The organism is Streptomyces spiramenti (assembly GCF_012034385.1).
Lineage (GTDB): Bacteria > Actinomycetota > Actinomycetes > Streptomycetales > Streptomycetaceae > Streptomyces > Streptomyces spiramenti.
On the sequence record NZ_JAAVJB010000088.1, the window covers coordinates 1 to 19,762 of the forward strand.

Annotated in this window: 13 protein-coding genes and 2 CRISPR repeat arrays; of the genes, 3 read left to right on the plus strand and 10 right to left on the minus strand. The window is 72.6% G+C overall.

Annotation, left to right across the window (positions count from 1 at the left end; translation table 11 throughout):
- Positions 1-250: 250 nt before the first annotated feature.
- Positions 251-940 (minus strand): hypothetical protein, encoded by a 690-nt coding sequence (locus tag HCJ92_RS12620; protein WP_167933645.1) that lies wholly within the window; start codon positions 938-940, stop codon positions 251-253.
- Between the two features lie 333 nt (positions 941-1,273).
- Here HCJ92_RS12620 and HCJ92_RS12625 point away from each other — a divergent pair, with 333 nt between their 5' ends.
- On the plus strand, positions 1,274-2,128 hold the full coding sequence (locus tag HCJ92_RS12625) for a helix-turn-helix domain-containing protein (RefSeq protein WP_167933646.1): 855 nt from the start codon (positions 1,274-1,276) through the stop codon (positions 2,126-2,128).
- 16 nt (positions 2,129-2,144) lie between these two features.
- Complete coding sequence (locus tag HCJ92_RS12630) at positions 2,145-2,297, plus strand: DUF397 domain-containing protein (protein WP_338054147.1); 153 nt, start codon at positions 2,145-2,147, stop codon at positions 2,295-2,297.
- 71 nt (positions 2,298-2,368) lie between these two features.
- Positions 2,369-5,031: direct repeats of the CRISPR family, unit length 29 nt; unit sequence CTGCTCCCCACGCACGTGGGGGTGTTCCC.
- 599 nt (positions 5,032-5,630) lie between these two features.
- Here HCJ92_RS12630 and cas2e read toward each other — a convergent pair.
- The 9 genes from cas2e to HCJ92_RS12675 form a co-directional block, all read right to left on the minus strand.
- On the minus strand, positions 5,631-5,972 hold the full coding sequence (gene cas2e / locus HCJ92_RS12635; RefSeq protein WP_167933648.1) for a type I-E CRISPR-associated endoribonuclease Cas2e: 342 nt from the start codon (positions 5,970-5,972) through the stop codon (positions 5,631-5,633).
- Entirely contained in the window at positions 5,969-6,922 is a 954-nt protein-coding gene (gene cas1e / locus HCJ92_RS12640; RefSeq protein ID WP_167933649.1) for a type I-E CRISPR-associated endonuclease Cas1e, read from the minus strand. Before cas1e ends, cas2e begins: the two co-directional genes overlap by 4 nt.
- Positions 6,919-7,635, minus strand: coding sequence for a type I-E CRISPR-associated protein Cas6/Cse3/CasE (gene cas6e / locus HCJ92_RS12645; protein WP_167933650.1), 717 nt, complete (start codon positions 7,633-7,635; stop codon positions 6,919-6,921). Before cas6e ends, cas1e begins: the two co-directional genes overlap by 4 nt.
- A gap of 2 nt (positions 7,636-7,637) precedes the next feature.
- Positions 7,638-8,402 carry a type I-E CRISPR-associated protein Cas5/CasD gene (gene cas5e, locus HCJ92_RS12650; RefSeq protein ID WP_167933651.1) on the minus strand — a complete coding sequence of 255 codons (765 nt, stop codon included), beginning with the start codon at positions 8,400-8,402 and terminating at the stop codon, positions 7,638-7,640.
- On the minus strand, positions 8,399-9,604 hold the full coding sequence (gene cas7e / locus HCJ92_RS12655; protein WP_167933652.1) for a type I-E CRISPR-associated protein Cas7/Cse4/CasC: 1,206 nt from the start codon (positions 9,602-9,604) through the stop codon (positions 8,399-8,401). The genes cas5e and cas7e overlap by 4 nt, the downstream gene beginning before the upstream one ends.
- Before the next feature lie 91 nt (positions 9,605-9,695).
- Complete coding sequence (gene casB / locus HCJ92_RS12660; RefSeq protein ID WP_167933653.1) at positions 9,696-10,544, minus strand: type I-E CRISPR-associated protein Cse2/CasB; 849 nt, start codon at positions 10,542-10,544, stop codon at positions 9,696-9,698.
- Positions 10,541-12,367: a type I-E CRISPR-associated protein Cse1/CasA gene (gene casA, locus HCJ92_RS12665; protein ID WP_209311052.1), complete on the minus strand. Its 1,827-nt coding sequence runs from the start codon at positions 12,365-12,367 to the stop codon at positions 10,541-10,543. Before casA ends, casB begins: the two co-directional genes overlap by 4 nt.
- A 60-nt stretch (positions 12,368-12,427) precedes the next feature.
- Positions 12,428-15,412, minus strand: a complete 2,985-nt coding sequence (gene cas3, locus HCJ92_RS12670; protein WP_167933655.1) for a CRISPR-associated helicase Cas3' — start codon at positions 15,410-15,412, stop codon at positions 12,428-12,430.
- Between the two features lie 343 nt (positions 15,413-15,755).
- Positions 15,756-17,997: direct repeats of the CRISPR family, unit length 29 nt; unit sequence CTGCTCCCCGCGCATGCGGGGGTGTTCCC.
- 124 nt (positions 17,998-18,121) lie between these two features.
- Complete coding sequence (locus tag HCJ92_RS12675) at positions 18,122-18,973, minus strand: TatD family hydrolase (RefSeq protein ID WP_167933656.1); 852 nt, start codon at positions 18,971-18,973, stop codon at positions 18,122-18,124.
- Between the two features lie 200 nt (positions 18,974-19,173).
- Between HCJ92_RS12675 and HCJ92_RS12680 the strand changes: the two genes are divergently transcribed.
- The gene (locus HCJ92_RS12680; RefSeq protein ID WP_167933657.1) at positions 19,174-19,518 is read left to right on the plus strand and encodes a DUF5713 family protein; all 345 of its coding nucleotides are present in this window, start codon (positions 19,174-19,176) and stop codon (positions 19,516-19,518) included.
- Positions 19,519-19,762: the final 244 nt, after the last annotated feature.

Sequence of the window (19,762 nt, forward strand, 5' to 3'; positions counted from 1 at the left end):
GTCGGCGGCTGGGCGGCCGGTCGCGGGGTCGTCGGCGGTCGCGCTGGCAGCGGCGGGGTCTTCGGGGGGCGGGGACGTCACCCATGCAGTTTACGGGCGGGCCGGCACCGCCCTCCCGGCCGCCGGGACGGGGCGGGGCGAGGTGGTGGCGGACGCCGGGCGCGGGCGGGCGTCCGGGGGCGGGCGGGCGTCCGGGGGCGGGCGGACGCCGGGTGCGGGGATGGCGCCGGTCACGCCACGGGGGTCCGGCTCAGATCGGTGCGCGCGTGCGTGCGCGTCCGCAGCACACTGGGCGGGCGGAGACCGAGTACAGCACCTCGACACCGCCGAGTCCGCACACCCGGTCCGGCCCCCGGGTGTTGACGCTCACCGGCCGCCCCTCCCCCAGCGCCCCGACCTGCACCCGCTGGTACGCGTCGTCCGCCGCCCAGCCGCGCAGCACTCCGGCCGGGTCCCAGCTCGTGGCGGCGGCGGGTCGTAGCGCCTCGCTCGGCGCGGGCCCGTCCCCGGGGCGGGGCGAGAGGGCACGCGCCAGCCGCTCGGCCTCCGCACGCATCCACGCCAGGGAGTCGGCGGGCGTGGCCGTCCAGCCGCTGCCGAGGTACCACTCGCCACCGGCGTCGGGGCAGCGCGCGACGCTCTCGTTCCAGTAGCCGCACGGCCCCAACCGCGTCGGCGGGAGGTCGGCCGCCCGGTCCGCCGGCAGGCCGGCCCGGGGCGCATCGTGGCGCCCTGACCCGGCGGCCGACGACGCCGCCCCTCGCAGATGGCGCTCGACGAGCCGCCGCAGCTCGGCGTTGCGGCGCCGCAGCTCTCCCAGCGAAGGAACGCCCTCGCCGTCCCGCTCACCGTCGCTGCCGTCGGCCGCTGTGGCGACGTCGAGCGGCGCTCCGACGCCGGACGAGACGACGGGCGGCGCCACCTGCCCGGCGCCCGTCACGACACGGCCCCGGGTGCGCGCCGGACGCCACCGACCGACGCCACGCCGCCCGCAGCTCTCGCGCCCCGGCGACACCACGGACGGCGCACGCCAACCGGAACACAACCATCCGGACGCGCACCGACGGTCGACGGCCACGACGGCACGTCGCACCAGGTGGGGCGGGCGATGAGTCCCACGAGCAGCTCCTCGTTCTTGCGGCGTCGAACGGGCCGCACACCCGTCATCCGATCGCCTGCTGTGCCTGATCACTCACAGCCTGCGTTCGGCGCGCCTAGCCTGGAAGCCGTCCGCGATCTACATCGGACGCGTCAAACGGGAGGGGAAAGCAGCATGGGAGAACGAGAGCCGTACGCCGCCGAGTTGCGCGCACGCAGGGACGGCGCGGGACTCACCCAGAAGGACCTGGCGGGGCTCCTGCTCGTCCACCACTCACTGGTGGCCCACTGGGAGGCCGGACGCCGCAAGCCCTCCTACCGCGACGCGCAGCAGCTGGACAAGACGCTCGACACCGGCGGGACCTTCGAACGCTTCCTCCGCGAGACGCCCTTCGCCCGCCACTTCGAACGCGCCGCCCTCGCGGAACAGTCCGCCACCCGAATCGAGGAGTACGCGCCGGTCTACGTTCCTGGATTGCTCCAGACCGCCGACTACGCGCGAGCCGTCTTCGTGGCGGCCCGGATGTACTGGCCGGAGGAGCTACTCAAAGAACGTGTGGCGAACAGGCTCAAGCGAGCGGACATGCTCAAGCGGGATCTGCCCGAACTCGGCTTCATCCTCAGCGAAGCCGTGATCCGCATCCCCATGGGCGGCGCCGCAGTCATGGCAGACCAGCTCGCGCACATCATCGGGCTGATCCGGTCCGAACGCATTCGCCTTCAAGTGGTGCCGCTGGCCCACGGAGTGCACGCGGCCATGGGATCGATGGTGTGCCTCATGAAGTTCGCGGATGCACCGGACCTGGCATACGTCGAGGGGCTGCACTCCGGAACCGTGATGGATGCCGACTGCCTGGACGAGGTCCAACTCTGCCGCGACGCGTACGATTCAGCGAGGGCGGCAGCCCTCCACCCGGATGCATCCCTGCGGCTTCTCGAAACCGTCATGGAGGAGTACAGATCCCATGTCCGCACCCTTCAGTCTCAGCAGCACTCGTTGGCGGAAGTCGAGCTACAGCGGCGGGGATAACGGCTCCTGCGTCGAGGTGGCGGACGGCATCCCCACCCACCTCCCGGTCCGGGACTCCAAGAACCCGACCGGCGCGGCACTCGCCATCCCCAACGCCACCTGGACGGCCTTCATAGCCGGCCTGACCACCAGCGCCCTGGGCCCCGGCGCGCGACGGGACACACGGTGACCGAAATGCCGGAGTTTGGCAAAGTAAGTAAAATCCACCTCCCCGCCACCTAAACCCGCAGGTCGCGCACTCTGCTCCCCACGCACGTGGGGGTGTTCCCTGCCGACCCGGTCCGGTTGATGCGCCTGTTCGCTGCTCCCCACGCACGTGGGGGTGTTCCCGAGGAGCGCTTCGGCGGTGCCTGCGTCCTCTACTGCTCCCCACGCACGTGGGGGTGTTCCCAGCGGCAGCTGGCCGCGGGTCAGGCGGTAGAACTGCTCCCCACGCACGTGGGGGTGTTCCCTGGGCGCTCAGCGAGCGAGCCAGCTCCTACGGCCTGCTCCCCACGCACGTGGGGGTGTTCCCGCGTTGTAAATCATTCCCGGCACGCCGCGGAGCTGCTCCCCACGCACGTGGGGGTGTTCCCGGGGCACGCAGGGGTAGAGAGAGCTGCGTGAGCTGCTCCCCACGCACGTGGGGGTGTTCCCGGGTCAGGTCGAGGTCCCCGGGCTCGGCAAGGCTGCTCCCCACGCACGTGGGGGTGTTCCTATGATGCGGTTTCCGGCCTTGTACGATCCCGTCTGCTCCCCACGCACGTGGGGGTGTTCCCAGGACGGAATTCGCCATGGCGATTCCACCGACCTGCTCCCCACGCACGTGGGGGTGTTCCCGCCGCGTGAGCGCCGCCCCGGCCCCCGAGCCGCTGCTCCCCACGCACGTGGGGGTGTTCCCCGGCGCGCTGGATGGGCAGGTCGCCGGGGCAGCTGCTCCCCACGCACGTGGGGGTGTTCCCTGACGGAGACTCAGGCCGCGAGCCTCCCGGATGGATCGACTGCTCCCCACGCACGTGGGGGTGTTCCCGGGCTACCGACTCCAGACCGAAGGGTACGCAACTGCTCCCCACGCACGTGGGGGTGTTCCCACCTGGTAGGTCGCTCCGACGCGGCGGAGCGCCTGCTCCCCACGCACGTGGGGGTGTTCCCGTCGCGCGCCCAATTTAGGATCTGCGTAATGCCTGCTCCCCACGCACGTGGGGGTGTTCCCCTCGGATGACCTGGACCTGCGTTATGCAGGTCCTGCTCCCCACGCACGTGGGGGTGTTCCCCCCGACGACACCGACCTCAGCTTCGGCTGACGCTGCTCCCCACGCACGTGGGGGTGTTCCCTGCCGCCCAGTGAGGGAATCCGCCCCGTCCCACTGCTCCCCACGCACGTGGGGGTGTTCCCTCGTCGATCGCGTCGACCTTCACCACGATGCGCTGCTCCCCACGCACGTGGGGGTGTTCCCTCGGGCGCCAGCCGGGGGCGGACCTGGACGCGCTGCTCCCCACGCACGTGGGGGTGTTCCCGACGGCCGCATCGACGTCGTCACCAGCTCGGCCTGCTCCCCACGCACGTGGGGGTGTTCCCATCCGACCCCGGTCCGAAGAGGCGCTTACCGCCTGCTCCCCACGCACGTGGGGGTGTTCCCCAGCCGGGCTGGCCCGCGTGCCGCGCCTGCCGCTGCTCCCCACGCACGTGGGGGTGTTCCCGGCACGCTCGCGAGGAGGACCCCGGCGAGGGTCTGCTCCCCACGCACGTGGGGGTGTTCCCTCCCGCGCCGCGGGCGACCCGGCGATGCTGGGCTGCTCCCCACGCACGTGGGGGTGTTCCCGGGGTAAGCCCGGCGGCGACAGCGCGCACGTGCTGCTCCCCACGCACGTGGGGGTGTTCCCGACCGTGAGATGGCGCTCTGGGGTGGGTGGTGACTGCTCCCCACGCACGTGGGGGTGTTCCCAAGGCGCCCACGGCGGATGCAGCGACCGCCAGCTGCTCCCCACGCACGTGGGGGTGTTCCCCAGTCCATCGCTTGATGGCTACTGGGCGCCGCCTGCTCCCCACGCACGTGGGGGTGTTCCCCCGCGGCGCAGCGAGTGGCCGGACCACTGCCCCTGCTCCCCACGCACGTGGGGGTGTTCCTGCCGGGGGCGGCTGTGTTGTCAGGTGGCGGTCGCTGCTCCCCACGCACGTGGGGGTGTTCCCCGACTCGCGATCGCAAGCTTCCAGGCGGGGATCTGCTCCCCACGCACGTGGGGGTGTTCCCGTCAACCCGCGCACGCCCCGCTCCTGGGAGAGCTGCTCCCCACGCACGTGGGGGTGTTCCCCGCCGGTACGTCCAGCAGACCGAGGCCGACCGCTGCTCCCCACGCACGTGGGGGTGTTCCCGAAGCTGTTCGTCACGGACGCCAACTACCAGGCTGCTCCCCACGCACGTGGGGGTGTTCCCAACGACGTACGCGCCGACGGCGGCGTCCGCGGCTGCTCCCCACGCACGTGGGGGTGTTCCCAGTGAGCCCTGCCCGTCGCCGCGTTCGCCCTGCTGCTCCCCACGCACGTGGGGGTGTTCCCACCGACCCCGGCCAGGCCGAGGTCGAACACCTCTGCTCCCCACGCACGTGGGGGTGTTCCCGGTGCAGACCTCGGCGTCGCCGCCGGCGGACCCTGCTCCCCACGCACGTGGGGGTGTTCCCGAGTGGATGTGGAACGTCACCCCGCTCGCCAGCCTGCTCCCCACGCACGTGGGGGTGTTCCCGTCAGCATGGCCGGCTCCTCCCTCCTCTCTTCCTGCTCCCCACGCACGTGGGGGTGTTCCCACCACCGGGTACTACTCGTTCTGGATCCGGCTCTGCTCCCCACGCACGTGGGGGTGTTCCCCGCTGGAGGTCGACCGGCTTGTGGCCGATGACCTGCTCCCCACGCACGTGGGGGTGTTCCTTTGAGCACGGCTCTCCTAAAGCCGGTGTCGCACTGCTCGCCACGCGTACGCGAACCGTTCCAGCGACGGACTCATAATCCGTCGGCCGTGGGTTCCTGCTGCCCACGCACGTGGGGTGTTCTCCTCGATCTCCGGAGCCGGGCTGCTGCCTCGGTGCTCAGGACGTTCGGGGAGGCCGAGCACGCAGTCTCCAGCGCCGCTTGCCCGCCGGCCGGGCGACAACTATCCAGCGACCTGCTGTTTACAAGACAACTGCTCAGGAGTTAGGGAAGCCCTTACGTGGCTGCGGCAGGATCTCAGCGGATGTGTGGCAGGTCGGCCCACGCCGTCCGCACCGATGCGGTGGCCCGAGTCGTAGACCGCCATTGCCGCCGCAGGCAGAAGAGAAATGCCGACCGGGGTGGGTCCAGGACCCACCCTTCCCGCAGGGCGAGAGGGGGAAGCGCCCCCGGTCGGCGACCACCCTTTCAACGAAAGGACGATCAGGGTACACCCGACAACACCGCTGTATGCGACCGCAGTTGAGCCGCAGCACCGCACCCCGTGCCCCGGCGGGCAGCCGGAGCACGGGGCAGTAGGGCGGCGGGATGCGGCCGGGATCAGTTGCCGAAGCGGCGGCGTTTGGCGGCGTTGCTCCAGCCCTGCTTCGGCAGGCCCGTCGTCCGCTTGCGGGTGGGGCGGTGGATCAGGGTGAGTCCTTCGTGGTCCACCGGCTCCCAGGCGTGCTCGTGGGTGCGGAAGGTGAAGCCCTGCTCGGTGTCGGTCTGGTAGGCGAGCAGCGCCCGCCCCTTGTCGCGGTAGGTCTGCACCTCGTCCCAGAGCAGGTCGCGGATACGGGCACTGGTCGAGCCGAGGAAGACTCCCGGCGAGACCTCCAGCAGCCATCGGGTCAGGAACCCCCGCAGGCCGGGCGGGCAGTTGGTCAGGACGATGACGGTCACCAGATCGGCTCGTCCCCGTCGTGGTTGCGGCCGGCCTCGACCTCGGCGCCGCCGTCCGACTGGAGCGTCACCCGGTCCTGGCCGCGGCGTGCCTCGTCCGCGGCGGCGGCGTGGCGCAGCAGCTGTCCGATGTCGCGTACGCAGCGTTCCAGCAACCCCGTCTCGCGGATGCGGTCCCGCACCGCGCGGCGGGTGCGGGAGCCCATGTCGTGGTCGCCCTCCGCCGCCGCGTCGAACGCCGCCGGGATGCCGATCTCCGTCTTGTACAGGTCGGCGATGTCGTAGACGAAGGAGCGCTCGTGGCCGGAGTGCACGAAGCCCAGCGCCGGGGAGCACCCGAGGGCGGCCACCACCGCGTGTGCGACGCCGTACATGCACTGGGCTGCCGCAGTGATGCCCTGGTTGGGAGCGTCGGCGGCGTCGAAGTCCTCACGGTTGTACTGGCGCCGCACCCACGGCACTCCCGTGCGCGTGGACTCCCGCCGGTAGCAGTCCTTGACGCGCTTGCCCTCGGCGCTGAGCAGTTGCTGTCTGGTCTTGCCCGACGGGTCCTCGTCGGGAAACCGCAGCTTGTACATGTCCCGGGCGACCTCCAGCCGGAGGCGCTGGTTGGCCCAGGCGTTGGCCTGGGCCTCGGCCAGGCCGGAGGAGCGCGAGAGCGCCCGCCCGCCGGCGTAGAAGCGGACGCCGTGCTCCCCCAGCCAGACGACCGCGGCACCGCTGTCCCCCAGGACCGCCATCGCCTGGTGCGTGATGGTCGTGCCCGGCCCGAGCAGCAGCGCGCCGATCGTGGCGGAGGGGATGTACCGGACTCCGTCGGGGTCCTTGGCGGTGAGGGCGTTGTCCTCGCGGTTGACGACGCAGCGTTCCAGGTAGACGAAAGACAACCGGTCCCCGATTCGGCCGAGTTCGTGCGGGGAGGACGCCCCGCGGCGGCTGACGGTGGTCATTCCGCCCCCACCACCGGGGCGAGCGTCAGGAGGCCGCAGCCGTATGCCTTCTCCTTGCCGATGCCCTGCGTCAGCGCCTTGCGCAGCGCAGCCGGGTCGGTGACGCGGAGCCGCCCCTCGAACGTCACCCGGGTGAAGCGCACGGAGTTCTTCTCGTCGGTACCGGCGCCGCGTCCGAAGCTCTGCGGCGAGTGGTCGCGGACCAGGAGCTCCAGTTCGTCGCCGCTTTTCAGCATGCGACGCTCGAGCGGCTTCTCCACCACGGCGAAGCCCAACGCCTCCTGCCGCTTCAGCAGCCAGCCCATCTGGTGCGCGGGGGTACGGTGCGCGGTCCGCTTGGTCGGCTCGCCGTCCTTGCAGCGGGCGGCGTGGACCGGGTTGGCGGTGAGGCGGAACGCCCACCGGTCGTCCGTTTTCAGGCCGTCGAGGAAGTCGGCGTAGCCGTAGCTCTGCCAGTGCGGCCCGTCGGCGTGCGGCCAGCCTGCCTGCTCCACCAGGTGGGTGAGGTCGGGCCGGCCGGGGCTGACGACGAAGAGGGTGGCGCGATGGTTGGCCTCGCGGTCCACCCGCCACAGCACCCGGGGACCGCCGCCGTCACGCGACGGCTCCTCGGGGAACGACGCGTTGACGGCACCGTGCACGCGGTGGGGGCTGGCGAGAAGCCGCCGCGCGTCCGCGCGGGCGGTGTTGATGCGGAAACGGGTCAGGTACATGGTCACCTCGGCCAGGGGTCGGCCGCGTCCGGTGCGGCAGTGCCGTCGGCCGCGTCCACGGCGGTCAGCAGGGCGGTCGGGTCGTGATCGGGTACACCGTGCCGGGCGACCTGCCGGGAGCGGACACCGCGCAGCGCGTACCGGCGGTGGCTGTCGTCCCAGCTCTCGGGCAGGTCGCGGACGGCGCGGTCCGGCTGCTCGGCCCCGACCGTCTCGATCAGCAGCTCCAGCCGGGGCTCCGGCGGCGCCTCCCCGTAGGGCCGACGTCGCTCCTCCCGGCGGCGGTACCAGGAGGACGCCTGCCATTCCGCTCCGGCAAGCACCCCTTCCAGCTCGCCGGTGCGCGGTGGCCCCATGTCGACGGGGCGGGCCGGCGGGCAGGAGCGCCGCCCGAGGAACGGCAGGAAGACGGGAGCGAGCAACGCCCGGTGCAGCTCGGCCAGCAGCTCTGCGTCACCCTCCACGGCGGCGACGAAGACGGCGTCGGCCAGGTAGAAGCGCTCCGAGACCGGCATCGACTTCTGCGAGACCTGGTGCTTCGCCGTCTGGTAGTCGCGCAGCCGGTCGCCGGGCTGGTCGATGCGGACCCCGAAGCGCAGTGCCGCCAGATCGTCGATGGGCGCGGATCGGCCGCGCCCCTGGGCGGCGGCGAGCATGCCCAGGACGCCGCTCTTCGTCGGGGCGTTCTCGGTTCCCCGGCGGGCGAAGCGGGCCGAGGCCCCCCAGGACTGGAGGGGCCCGGCCAGCCGCATCAGCAGGACGGTCATGCGCCCGGCGCCAGTCGTGCCGCGACGGCTGCCTCGACCTGGTCGAGCAGCTCGGCGAGGTTGACGCGCTCACCGAGGTCCTGGAGGGAGCGGGCGCTCTCACCTACGCAGAACACCCAGGTGCGGTCGGTGTCGGAGACGCCGTAGGCCTCCTCCACCTCGGGGATGTGCGCGGCCAGCTTCTCGCAGCTGCGGCGGAGGTACCCGCCGGTCCCGTCCTCGTTCAGCGTGACCGGCTCCTCGAAGGCGGTCACGAAGTTGACAGGCCGGCTGTCGCGGAGCTTGACGACGACGGCCGTGGGGAGCGTCAGGTTGGCGAAGGTGTTGGACTTGCCGGAGGGGATCGAGTTCACGAACGCATCGAGGAAGACCCGGACCGCTCGCTGCGCGGGCGTACTGGGCGTCTCGCCGAGGTCCACGCCGGCGCCGAGGGTGCGGTGGAGTTCGCCGACGTTGACGGCGGCGTAGCGGTAGAGGGTGGCGGAGTTGAAGTCGATGGTGCCGATCATCCCGGCGCCGCTCTCGTCCTCCCGGTTCCGGTCGTCGACCGCGGTGTAGTAGTCCGACTCGATCTCGGTGGCGTGGGTGGCGATGGCGTGCGCGACCTGGGTGGCGGCGTCCACGTTGAGGTCGGCGGAGTCCGCGACCATCCGGCCGAACAGCGCGATGTCGACGGAGTGACGGCTGTTCACGGCCCGCTGGGCGGCGGCCTTGTGCGCCTTGTCCTTCAGGTAGGTCTTCAGCGCCTCGACATCGCCGCCCTCAGCGCCCTTGAGGGCGATGGCGGCGAGGGCGTCCACCTGGCGGTGGCCGAGGAACATCAGGTAGCCGGACTCCGGCGACTCCTGCTTCGCCTCCTCGTCCTTCTTCTTCTTGCGCCCGGGCACCTCGACCTTGATCCCCGCGGTCTTGATCACCTCGGCGGCCAGCTCGACGGCGGCCTCCTGGGGGACCGAGCCGTCGAGCTCGACGATGCGGTCCGCGACGGCGTCGACGATCTTCTTGGTGCGCTGCCCCAGCTCGCTCGTGGGCAGCAGCTTCTCGAAGGCCTTGCGGGTGGCCCGCTTCCACGCCTGGCTGGAGACGCGGGCCCGTCGTACGCCGCCGTAGGTGGCGGTCTTCGGGGTGCCGGTGTCGTCACGGTTGATGTTGCTCGGGGGCACGTTCTGCAGAACGTGGATGTCCAGGATGGCGCGGTTCATGTGGGCGTCCGATCGTGGTGATGAGTCGCAGGAAGGCCCGCCGTGGCCGGCGGGCCACGGAGGGTTGGAGGTCTCGGGGTGGAGCGGTGGGTCAGGCGGGTTCGGCCGCAGCGCCGCCGATGTCACGAGGGGCCGGTACGGCGCCGGGCCGGCCGCCCCGGCGGCCGGTGTGGTGGGTGAACTCGCGCCCCCACTGGCGCCGCACGAGGTCCCGCTGGGACGGGTCCAGCCAGCTGGTCAGCTGCTCGGCCAGCAGCCCGTGGTCGAAGGGAACGTCACGGGCCCGCAGCAGCAGCACGATCTCGCGCAGCCTGACGGTCAGCGGTTCGAGGGCAGTGGCGGTACCGACCCGGAGGAATCTCTTCCGGACGGTCTCGCTGATCTCCTGTTCCCTTCGCGGCGCGGTATCGCTCGCCTCGGCATCGCCCGCTTCGGTGGGCTCGTTCTTGGGCTGTTCGCCCCGCGGTTCCGGAACCGCCTCCGCGCTGCCCACCTTGACGCCCGGCGGCAGTGTGGCGAGCCTCCGGACGGCGGCCCCGAACGGGATGCCCTGGACGTACATCCGCTTCTTGCGCTCCGACTGCTGGTGGAGCGCGTAGAGCGTCACCGCCAGGTGCATCGCCTCGTCCTCGCGGGCGACGTGCCGGGGGCCGCCGACGAAGTGGCCCTCTTCACCGTCCCGCTGCCGGTCCTCGGCAAGCGCCTCCAAGCCGACGATCCCCCACTCGACCGGGGAGTCGTACGCCGGCCGTCCGACACCGCGCCGGAGTTGGGCGAGGGCCGCGACGGCGGACGGGACGTCGGCGAGGTACTGCGACTGGAGCGGGCTGATCCGGGTGCGGACGGCGTCACGGACCCGCTCGCCGGGGCGGCGCTGCTGCTGCGGCGGGGCGGGCAACGACCCCGACTTCGCGGTGGAGGCCTCGGGGGTTGTCGTCACGGTGCGGCCTCCTGGTCGGCGGCGGAGAGGGAAGAACCGGCCGGGTCGTGCGGACCCGCCTGCTCGGGGGAGGTGGACGGCGCCGGGAGTCGCGGCGAGGCCGAGCCCGGCGGTGGGTCGTCCGCACGTGGTGGCACCGCGCGCGGCAGGTGGTTGCGGAGCGCCCGGAGGAACCACAGCTCTGCCTGTGCGTCGTTCACGAACCGCTTGCCGGACCCGGGTACGTCCGCCCAGCGGCCCTCGGACGCGGTCGCGCCCGCCGTGTTGAGGAGGGGGCGCCCGAGGCGGAGCATCTGCTGCCGGGCGATGGCCTGCCAGGCCGGACGGGCCTGCTCCTCCGGGTCCTCGACGTCACCGAGCCCGGCCAGCCAGGCGCGGAACGGGCCGTCCAGCGCGCCGTAGCCGAGATCGCGGGCCGTGGCCGTCGGACCGTCCGGGGACGAGCCGACCGCGCGGGCGAGATTGCCCGCGAGGTTGCCCAGCGCCCGCACGGCCTGGTCGGCGTCCTTGACCGCCGCCAGGGCGGTCATCGCGTGCTCACGGCCCGGCGGCTCCGGCCGGTCCTCGGTGGGTACACAGTCCAGCAGCAGGATCGGCAGGAGGACGGAGTCGTCCACCATCTCGTCGATGACGGACTGCTGCGTCCCGTAGACCGCGCCGACGGTCCGCAGCCGCAGCATGCCGCGTGCGGGCTCGAACTTCGCCTCCACGGCGAGCAGTCGCAACCACCGCACGACACCCGAGGGCAGGTGGTCGGCGCCGTCGCTCTCCTGACGCCGGCCTGAAGGGACGGCCGTCGAGGGCAGCAGGGCTTCCAGCCCCCGCCACGCCGCGCGGGCCGGGTCGTGGTGCCGCGGCATGTACACCAGCGGGAGCTTCTGCTTCTTCTCCTGGGTGGGGCTGCGCCGCCACCCCGTCATCGGCTCCAGCTTCCACGGCGCGGCGGCCTTCAGTGGGTCCCCGTAGCCGAGGACGACGCCGGTGACCCGGCTCTCCTCGGCGACCAGCCGCACCCGTCGCGTCTGCCAGGTGTAGAGGTCGCGCAGCCCACGCGGGAAGCGGTCGCCCCCGCCCTTGGCCGCCCCGCCAGGACCGTTCGGCGGCAGGCGCCACGCGGGGGCATCGGGCGTGGAGTCGAGGGCCGACGGCTCGAACCCCAGCTCCTCCCGCGGCACGAGGTTCAGCAGCAGCGTCTCGCGCAACGACTCCCCCTCGGCGTGGACGCCGCCCAGCTCGCCCGCCGAGCCCACCCCCAGCGGGTAGACCTTCCCGCCCTTGGCACGGGGGTCGCCCACCATGCCCGACTTGATGCCGGAGGTGTCGAAGGCATGGGCGTGCACCAGCCAGCGGGCGGCCTCGGCGGGCGTCAGGGTGCTCGCGCCGGGCTTCCGCATCGAGAAGAACGCCTCGCCGTTGGGGACGTCCGCCACGATCCGGTTGAGCGCCGAGGCCTCGTCGGACCCGGTACGCAACCCGGCTACCTGGAAGAACGGCTGCTCGGGATGGAAGAGGTCGAAGCGGTGCCGGTGCGCTTCGAGGTACGGCAGCACCGGGGCGAACGGGTCCTCGGCGTGCCAGAGCTCGAACCAGTCGTCGATGCTGCCCGGCCCGTCGAGCGCGTCGTGGAGCGCGGCGAGCAGCAGCCGCAGCAGCGCCATGTCCTGGGTGGGGAGGTCACCGACGAGCCGCCGGATGGTGGCCGCCTCCCGGAACACGCCGGTGAGGGACACCGTCGCGAACGTGCCGTCGGTGCGCAGGACGGGAAGCCAGGGCTCGGTCGTGAGGTCGAACGGGGCGGCGGACCCGCCCGTCGTGGCCGTCACAGCTGACCGCCGAGCGCCCGCAGGGCACCGCCCGGAGCCGCGGCGAGCCAACCGCGTGAACTAGTACGCATCGGTGTTTTCTCCGTCGTCCTCGGAACCATCAGGACGGGCCACCCGCAACCCGTCCTTCTCGTCGTACTTCAGCTGAAAGCCTGTCAGACGGGTCTGACAATCCTCGTCGAGCACGAGGACCAACTCGCCCGCCAGCCACGGGCACTCCTTGACCTGCCACCCGGGGAAGGCCTCCTGCTCCAGCTCCTGGATCGTCCGGTCGATGGCCCCCGGGTGGCACAGCACGCCCGGAAGCGTCAGCGCACTGCCCGCCACCGCTTTGGCCGCCTTCACGGGCGGCGGGAAGTCCATCGGCAGCGACAGCCCGCCGTCACCGCGCCGCAGCCAGGGAAGCGTGCGCAGACTCCCGTCGGCGAGGCGCTGCACCACCAGCACTTCGAGGTTCTCGCCGCTGTCCCGGACCTGCGCCCGGCCGGTCGGCGAGTCGTCGGCGTCCCCGACGCCCGCGGCCAGCCACCCGAGCAACGGACGGCCGTCGGACTTGACCGGCCCCAGCAGGTACGCGCCGGCTCGCTCCTCCGACCTCGCCAGTTCCCGGCGGTGGCGCTCCCGGGCGGTGGCCAGCGCCTCCTGCCAGGCCCCGGGCCCGACGGCGTCGTCGCCGTACGCGGCCTGCACCAGCGGGCTGATGGCGTCCGGCAGCGCCAGCGGCTCGCCGTCCAGGTGCGGCAGCAGAACCGCGAGCGACCGCAGCAAGGCGTGGTCGCCGTAGACGGCGCGGGAGCCCGGGGCGGCCTGCGGCGGCAGTGCATCCCAGTCGACGCCGGTGATCAGGCATCGCGCCGCCCGCAGCCGTGGCGGCCGGGAGCGTGGATGGCGGTGGAGCCGCCCGATCCGCTGCAGGACCAGGTCGACGGGGGCGATGTCGGTGACCAGCAGGTCGAAGTCGACGTCCAGCGACTGCTCGACGACTTGACTGGCGACGACGATGTGCAGCCCCGGCCGGGTCGCACCGTCACGGCCGAACCGCTCGCGCAACCCCGTGTCGCGGGCCGCGCGGTCGGAGGCGACGAACCGGGAGTGCGCCACGGTGACGTTCTCGTCGCCGAAGCGCGCCCGCAGCGCGTCGGCCGCCTCCAACACCCGGTCCACGGTGTTGCGGACCACGAGGGCGCACCCGCCGTCGACCAGGGCGTCCGCGAGGGTGTCGCCGAGCAGGTCGATGTCGTCGACCAACCGCTCGACCGCGACGGCGGTCTCCCGCCCGGCCGCCGCAGCGGGCCGCGCGGTCAACCGGCCGCCGCCGGGCCACGCCGCCGTGATCAGCGGGTACGCCGTCTCCTCGTCCCCGCTCCCGTTGGGCGCGCCTGCGCCGTGCGGGGTGACGGCGGCGCCGCCGCCCGCGTAGGCGGCGGTGAGCGCCGCGCGACGCCCGGCGGGCAGCGTTGCCGACAGCAGCACCACCGGCACGCGGTACGCCGCCAGCCATGCCAACGCCCGGTCGAGGTAGCGGCTCATGTAGGCGTCGTAGGCGTGGACCTCGTCGATCACGACGACCTTCCCCGCCACGGCGAGATGCCGCAGCGCGAGGTGCCGGCTCTTGAGGCCGGCGAACAGCACCTGGTCGACCGTGCCGACAGCGAACGACGCCAGCAGCGACTTCTTCTTGCCACGGAGCCACTGATGCGCGTGCAGGCCCGCCGGTCGGCGGCGGGCCTGATCCCGCCCGTGGCCGCGCGCGTCGATGTCGTCGCACGCCTCCATCTCCACGGCGGCGACCGTGCCGGAACTCTGCCGGAGCATGCCCGCCCAGGTGTCGTTGAAGGCAGCCTTCCCGTGGGCCAGCACCACCGACTGCGGACCGTCGAGCGGCAGGCGATCCAACCACTCCAACAACCGGGGGAACATGGCGTCGCCGGTTGCCCGTGTCGGCAACGCCACCAGACAGCCCCCCGCGCCGGAGCGCGAGGCCAGGATCTCGGCCGCGGCGAGAGCTGCCTCGGTCTTGCCCTCGCCCATCGGTGCCTCGATCACCAGCAGACCGGCCGGCTCCATCTCCCGCGCGATCCGGACCGACTCCACCTGCACCGGACGAACCACCGGGCCTCCCGGAGCCGTCGGGAAGCTGAACCTGGCCGCGAAGAGATCCGCAGCCGAACCGTCCGCCTCCGGCGCCCGCCAGGGCGCCGGAAGGTCCAGCCCACGCCAGGCCGCCTCCAGTCGGCGCGCCTCACCGACCTCCCCCGCCGGCTGCCACGAGGCCGAGTCGTAGGGAAACAGCTCCGGCGAGCTGGCGATCCAGTCGGAGACGATCACCACGGCCGTCACCAGCACCTGCGCGGGTTGCGGAAGCCGCACCCTCCCCCAGTGCGGCAACCGGTCCGTCACGCCCGCCAGTTCTGCGCATCCCTCCAGCAACTCCCGCTGCACGCCCTGCCAGACCGCCCGTGCCTCACCCCGGTGGTGCAGCAGGTGCGGTCGCTGCTCCAACGCCTCGTACGCTGCGTGCGTCGGGGGTGTGCCGTGGTGACCGCCGGCGATCACGCCGAACTGCAACGTGCTGCGGGCGGCCACCCCATGGCGTGCTGTGAGCCACTGCTCCATGACGAGCTGCCCGGCCAACCCGTGCGGAGCCAGCTTCCGGTCGTCGCCGTACTCCTTGGCGGTGAGCATCCGAAGGCCGACATCGCGCATGTCCGACGCCCGATCCTCGACCTGGCAGGCGAACGCAGGCGTGGCCTTCCCGATGTCGTGGCTCGCCGCGGACCACACGACCAGCCGCCGCCCGTCGGTCTCACCGCCCGGGAGCGCCGCCGCGATGCGTGCCCGGATCGAGTCGGGCAGCCACTCGTCCCACAACCGGCCGGCGACGGCGCCGCTGTCGGCCATGTGCCGCCACAGGGGCAACCACGCGCCGTTCAGCGTGCCCGCCTGATCCGTCTTGCCCCAGGCGGCGCGTGCCGCGTCCGACAGTGTCCCCAAAGCCGTCCAGCGACCTTCCCCGCCGCCGAACGCATCCCCGAATGCAGACATGACTCCCCCGAAGAAATGGTGCCGATGTGGGGGTGCTGCACAGTGTGCGGCATGAGACGGAGCCACCGGAGAAATTCTCGGCACTTCGGAGAAAGTCGAGCGCTGCTGCATCACCGCGTGATATCAGCCCTCGCGCCGGGCGGGCGGGCCACCACAGGCGAGCCCGAACCTGAAACCTGCGCGTCATCCACTACCGTTGCCACGTCGACCACACGGACGACAACGGATGACAACGGATGACCGTGAACGGAAATCGAAAGATTGGCCTTGGTTCGGAATGCCGGAGTTTGGCAAAGTAAGTAAAATCCACTCCCTCGGCGGATGAACCACCAGGTCGCGCACTCTGCTCCCCGCGCATGCGGGGGTGTTCCCACGGACCCATGGGGACCCAATTCTGACCTGCACTGCTCCCCGCGCATGCGGGGGTGTTCCCGAGGCCGGCCAGCCGGATGACCTCGTCGCCATCTGCTCCCCGCGCATGCGGGGGTGTTCCCGCCTGATCAAGGAGACCACCAGCTCATGAGCCCTGCTCCCCGCGCATGCGGGGGTGTTCCCGTCACCATGGCGCTACCGGGCATGGTGACGGTCTGCTCCCCGCGCATGCGGGGGTGTTCCCGTGTGGGAAGGGAGCGTTCGGAGCGGGAAAACCTGCTCCCCGCGCATGCGGGGGTGTTCCCAGCGCGCCTGTTCGGCCACCGCGCCGTCGTGCCTGCTCCCCGCGCATGCGGGGGTGTTCCCTTCGGCAAGAAGGGGAGGCGCTCGGATTCCTCTGCTCCCCGCGCATGCGGGGGTGTTCCCTCGCGGCAGTAGGGGTGGTCCGAGTTCCAGTGCTGCTCCCCGCGCATGCGGGGGTGTTCCCGCCATGGCGTACAGCCGCGGCGGGGCCGTGAACTGCTCCCCGCGCATGCGGGGGTGTTCCCCGACTGGAAGTTGTGGCAGGAGTTCCACGACTGCTGCTCCCCGCGCATGCGGGGGTGTTCCTGAGGTCGAAGCCTTCGTCGGCGTCCGCGACAACTGCTCCCCGCGCATGCGGGGGTGTTCCCGTGCCCCGCTTCCGCGAGCCATTGCAGCGCGCGGCGCGCGGTTTCCTGCTCCCCGCGCATGCGGGGGTGTTCCCTACACGCACCTGCGGGAGTGCCAGGACACGCGCTGCTCCCCGCGCATGCGGGGGTGTTCCCGGGCATGTCAGTGTGCAGCACCGCGCCCGATCCTGCTCCCCGCGCATGCGGGGGTGTTCCCGCCCCCGGGTAGGTGGCCCGGGGGGCTACATCCTGCTCCCCGCGCATGCGGGGGTGTTCCCTCGCCCGCGGCCGGGCCCTGGACCCGGCCGGGCTGCTCCCCGCGCATGCGGGGGTGTTCCCAGGGGGGCTTCGGGGCCCTCCTCGGCAGCCGTCTGCTCCCCGCGCATGCGGGGGTGTTCCCCTGGTGTCGGTGCGGCCGGACGGCGGGCTGTACTGCTCCCCGCGCATGCGGGGGTGTTCCCAGACCACCACCGAGTACCTCTTCTGTGGCGCCGCTGCTCCCCGCGCATGCGGGGGTGTTCCCATCGGCTGCGCCGCCGCCCGCACCCTCGCTGCCTGCTCCCCGCGCATGCGGGGGTGTTCCCGCAGCCGCCCCCGCCCCGGCCGCCTGACCCCGCTGCTCCCCGCGCATGCGGGGGTGTTCCCACCAACGTCCTCCTCCTGCACCGTCAACGGTCCTGCTCCCCGCGCATGCGGGGGTGTTCCCGGCGAGCGGCACCATCTGGGCGGCGAGGGAGGCTGCTCCCCGCGCATGCGGGGGTGTTCCCGTCGCGGTCATCCGGACACGCGGACTCGACGTCTGCTCCCCGCGCATGCGGGGGTGTTCCCACGAATGTGATGCTGCTGCACCGGCAGCGGTCCTGCTCCCCGCGCATGCGGGGGTGTTCCCGCACACGAAGAACGACACGATCACGGTCCCGGCTGCTCCCCGCGCATGCGGGGGTGTTCCCTCGAACGCGGCCCAGGTCGCCTTCACCGGGTCCTGCTCCCCGCGCATGCGGGGGTGTTCCCCCGCAGGACTCCTCCACGCCGATCGTTACGGCCTGCTCCCCGCGCATGCGGGGGTGTTCCCTCGCCGAGCTCGGCGTACTCGGCGGACAATCGGCTGCTCCCCGCGCATGCGGGGGTGTCCCCGCCGCCGGGAGGCAGAGGAAGCCCGCGCAGCCCTGCTCCCCGCGCATGCGGGGGTGTTCCCGAGCTGCCCGCACCGCGGACTTACGAGGAGCTCTGCTCCCCGCGCATGCGGGGGTGTTCCCGCCGGACGGACGAGGCGGTCGCCGCTGCGCTGCTGCTCCCCGCGCATGCGGGGGTGTTCCCGCAGCGAGCCGGAGTCGAAGCCGTCGTCGTCGACTGCTCCCCGCGCATGCGGGGGTGTTCCCCCGGTTCACCGCGGTGAGGGCGAGGGCCTGGGCTGCTCCCCGCGCATGCGGGGGTGTTCCCGACAGCGGCCCCCACCGGATGGTGGGGGCCGCCTGCTCCCCGCGCATGCGGGGGTGTTCCCTGCTCAAGGATGCTCGCGCGGGTCTGCTCGCTGCTGCTCCCCGCGCATGCGGGGGTGTTCCCGTGGTGTGCCGCAGGCGGAGGTGGGCCGAGCGCCTCTTCTGGCTGGCAGGCGCGATTGCTCACCATGGCCGAGACATGGGACCGGGCCGTGCTGCGATGCGTCCGGCTCCCGTGCCTGCCGGGGTCAGATGCGGAGGGCGCGGGCGGTGTTGGCGGCGATGTGGGTGGCGAGGGTGGTCTCGTCGGTGGCGCGGACCTCGGCCATGACGCGGAGCGTGTAGGGGATGAGGTAGGGCGCGTTGGGGCGTCCGCGGTACGGCGCCGGGGTGAGGAACGGGGCGTCGGTCTCGACCAGCAGCAGGTGGTCGGGGACGACGGCGAGGGCATCGCGCAGCGGCTGCGCGCTCTTGAAGGTGACGTTCCCCGCGAAGGACATGTAGTGGCCGGCTTCGGCGCAGCGGCGGGCGAAGTCGGCGTCGCCGGAGAAGCAGTGGAAGACGGTGCGTTCGGGGGCACCCTCGTCCTCCAGGACCCGCAGGACGTCCTCGTGGGCGTCGCGGTCGTGGATGACGAGGGCCTTGTCGAGTTCCTTGGCCAGCGCGATGTGGCGGCGGAAGGACCGCTCCTGGGCGGCGCGGCCGTCGTCGCCGGTGCGGAAGTGGTCGAGGCCGGTCTCACCGATGGCGACCACGCTCGAGTGGGCGGCGAGTTCCGCGATCTCCGCGAGGGCGGCGTCGAGCGCCGCGTCCCCGCCCTCGGCGGCGAGGCGGGGCGCCTCGTTGGGGTGGAGCGCCACCGCGGCGTGGACGGCCGGGTGCTCCTCGGCGGTGGCCACGGCCCAGCGCGCGCGCTCGACGTCGCAACCGATCTGGACGACCTGGGTGACGCCGACCGCTTCGGCCTTCGCGAGGGCCTCGGCGACGGTCGTCTCCTGCATGTCCAGGTGGGTGTGCGAGTCGACCACGGGCACGGCCAGCGGGAGGGGCGGCGGCGGGGTCTCGGCGCGTGCGGCCTGGGCGGTCTTCGACATCGGCATGGTTCCGATCCTAGGACGCCCCGACGGCGCGACGGTCACGCGGCACCGCCGGAGCTCGGGAGACCGGGGGCGTGCGTCGTCGCACGGTCTCCCCCGGGGCCGGGCGGGGCGGGCTGTCAGCGGGGTGGGCTGTCAGTGGGGTGGCCGACACTGCGGTGGGAGAGGTCCGGGTGTGCGGGCCGACTACGAGGGGGCGCGGCATGGCGGTCGTGAGCAACGAGAAGGCGGCGGGACGGGAGTTCCTCGCGCTGCTCTACCGGGACGACCATTTTCCGGACCGGCTACTGGACAAGGGCAGGGACATCCTGCTGCGGCTCTGTCTGCGGATCGAGACGGAGCGGCCTGCGGATCTCGCCGCGCTGTACCCGATGGCGCACGCGGCGACCGAGGAGTTCAACGAGCTCCAGGAGGAGTTCTACGCGGCCGGGTCGGAGTTCGAGACCGTCGCCCGGGACGAGATAGCCGGGGAGTTCTGGTTCGTGGCGCAGACGTACGGTTTCGAGGAGGCGGATCTGGAGGAGCTGGTCGCGCCACGCGACTGGTGACCGACGCCGGGGACAGACGGCCGACGCGGCCGACGACCCCGCGACCGGTGCCCGGCGGCCGGGGACGGAGGACCGAGGACTGTCGGACGCGTCCGGTCGCCTGGTGGCCGCCATGGGCGGCGGTCGGAACCCGGTCGGCAAGCACGCGACCCGCTCCGCCGCGCCGGCACTCAGCCCGGCGAGGCGCACGGCCTCTCGGCAGCAGGGGGCCGGCCGGTGGGCGGACGGCGCCGGTGCCCGCGCG

Coding starts and splice junctions, on each gene's coding strand:
- HCJ92_RS12625 (WP_167933646.1), top strand. CDS start 1,274: ATGGGAGAACGAGAGCCGTACGCCGCCGAGTTGCGCGCACGCAGGGAC.
- cas1e (WP_167933649.1), bottom strand. CDS start 6,922: ATGACCACCGTCAGCCGCCGCGGGGCGTCCTCCCCGCACGAACTCGGC.
- cas6e (WP_167933650.1), bottom strand. CDS start 7,635: ATGTACCTGACCCGTTTCCGCATCAACACCGCCCGCGCGGACGCGCGG.
- cas5e (WP_167933651.1), bottom strand. CDS start 8,402: ATGACCGTCCTGCTGATGCGGCTGGCCGGGCCCCTCCAGTCCTGGGGG.
- cas7e (WP_167933652.1), bottom strand. CDS start 9,604: ATGAACCGCGCCATCCTGGACATCCACGTTCTGCAGAACGTGCCCCCG.
- cas3 (WP_167933655.1), bottom strand. CDS start 15,412: ATGTCTGCATTCGGGGATGCGTTCGGCGGCGGGGAAGGTCGCTGGACG.
- HCJ92_RS12675 (WP_167933656.1), bottom strand. CDS start 18,973: ATGCCGATGTCGAAGACCGCCCAGGCCGCACGCGCCGAGACCCCGCCG.
- HCJ92_RS12680 (WP_167933657.1), top strand. CDS start 19,174: ATGGCGGTCGTGAGCAACGAGAAGGCGGCGGGACGGGAGTTCCTCGCG.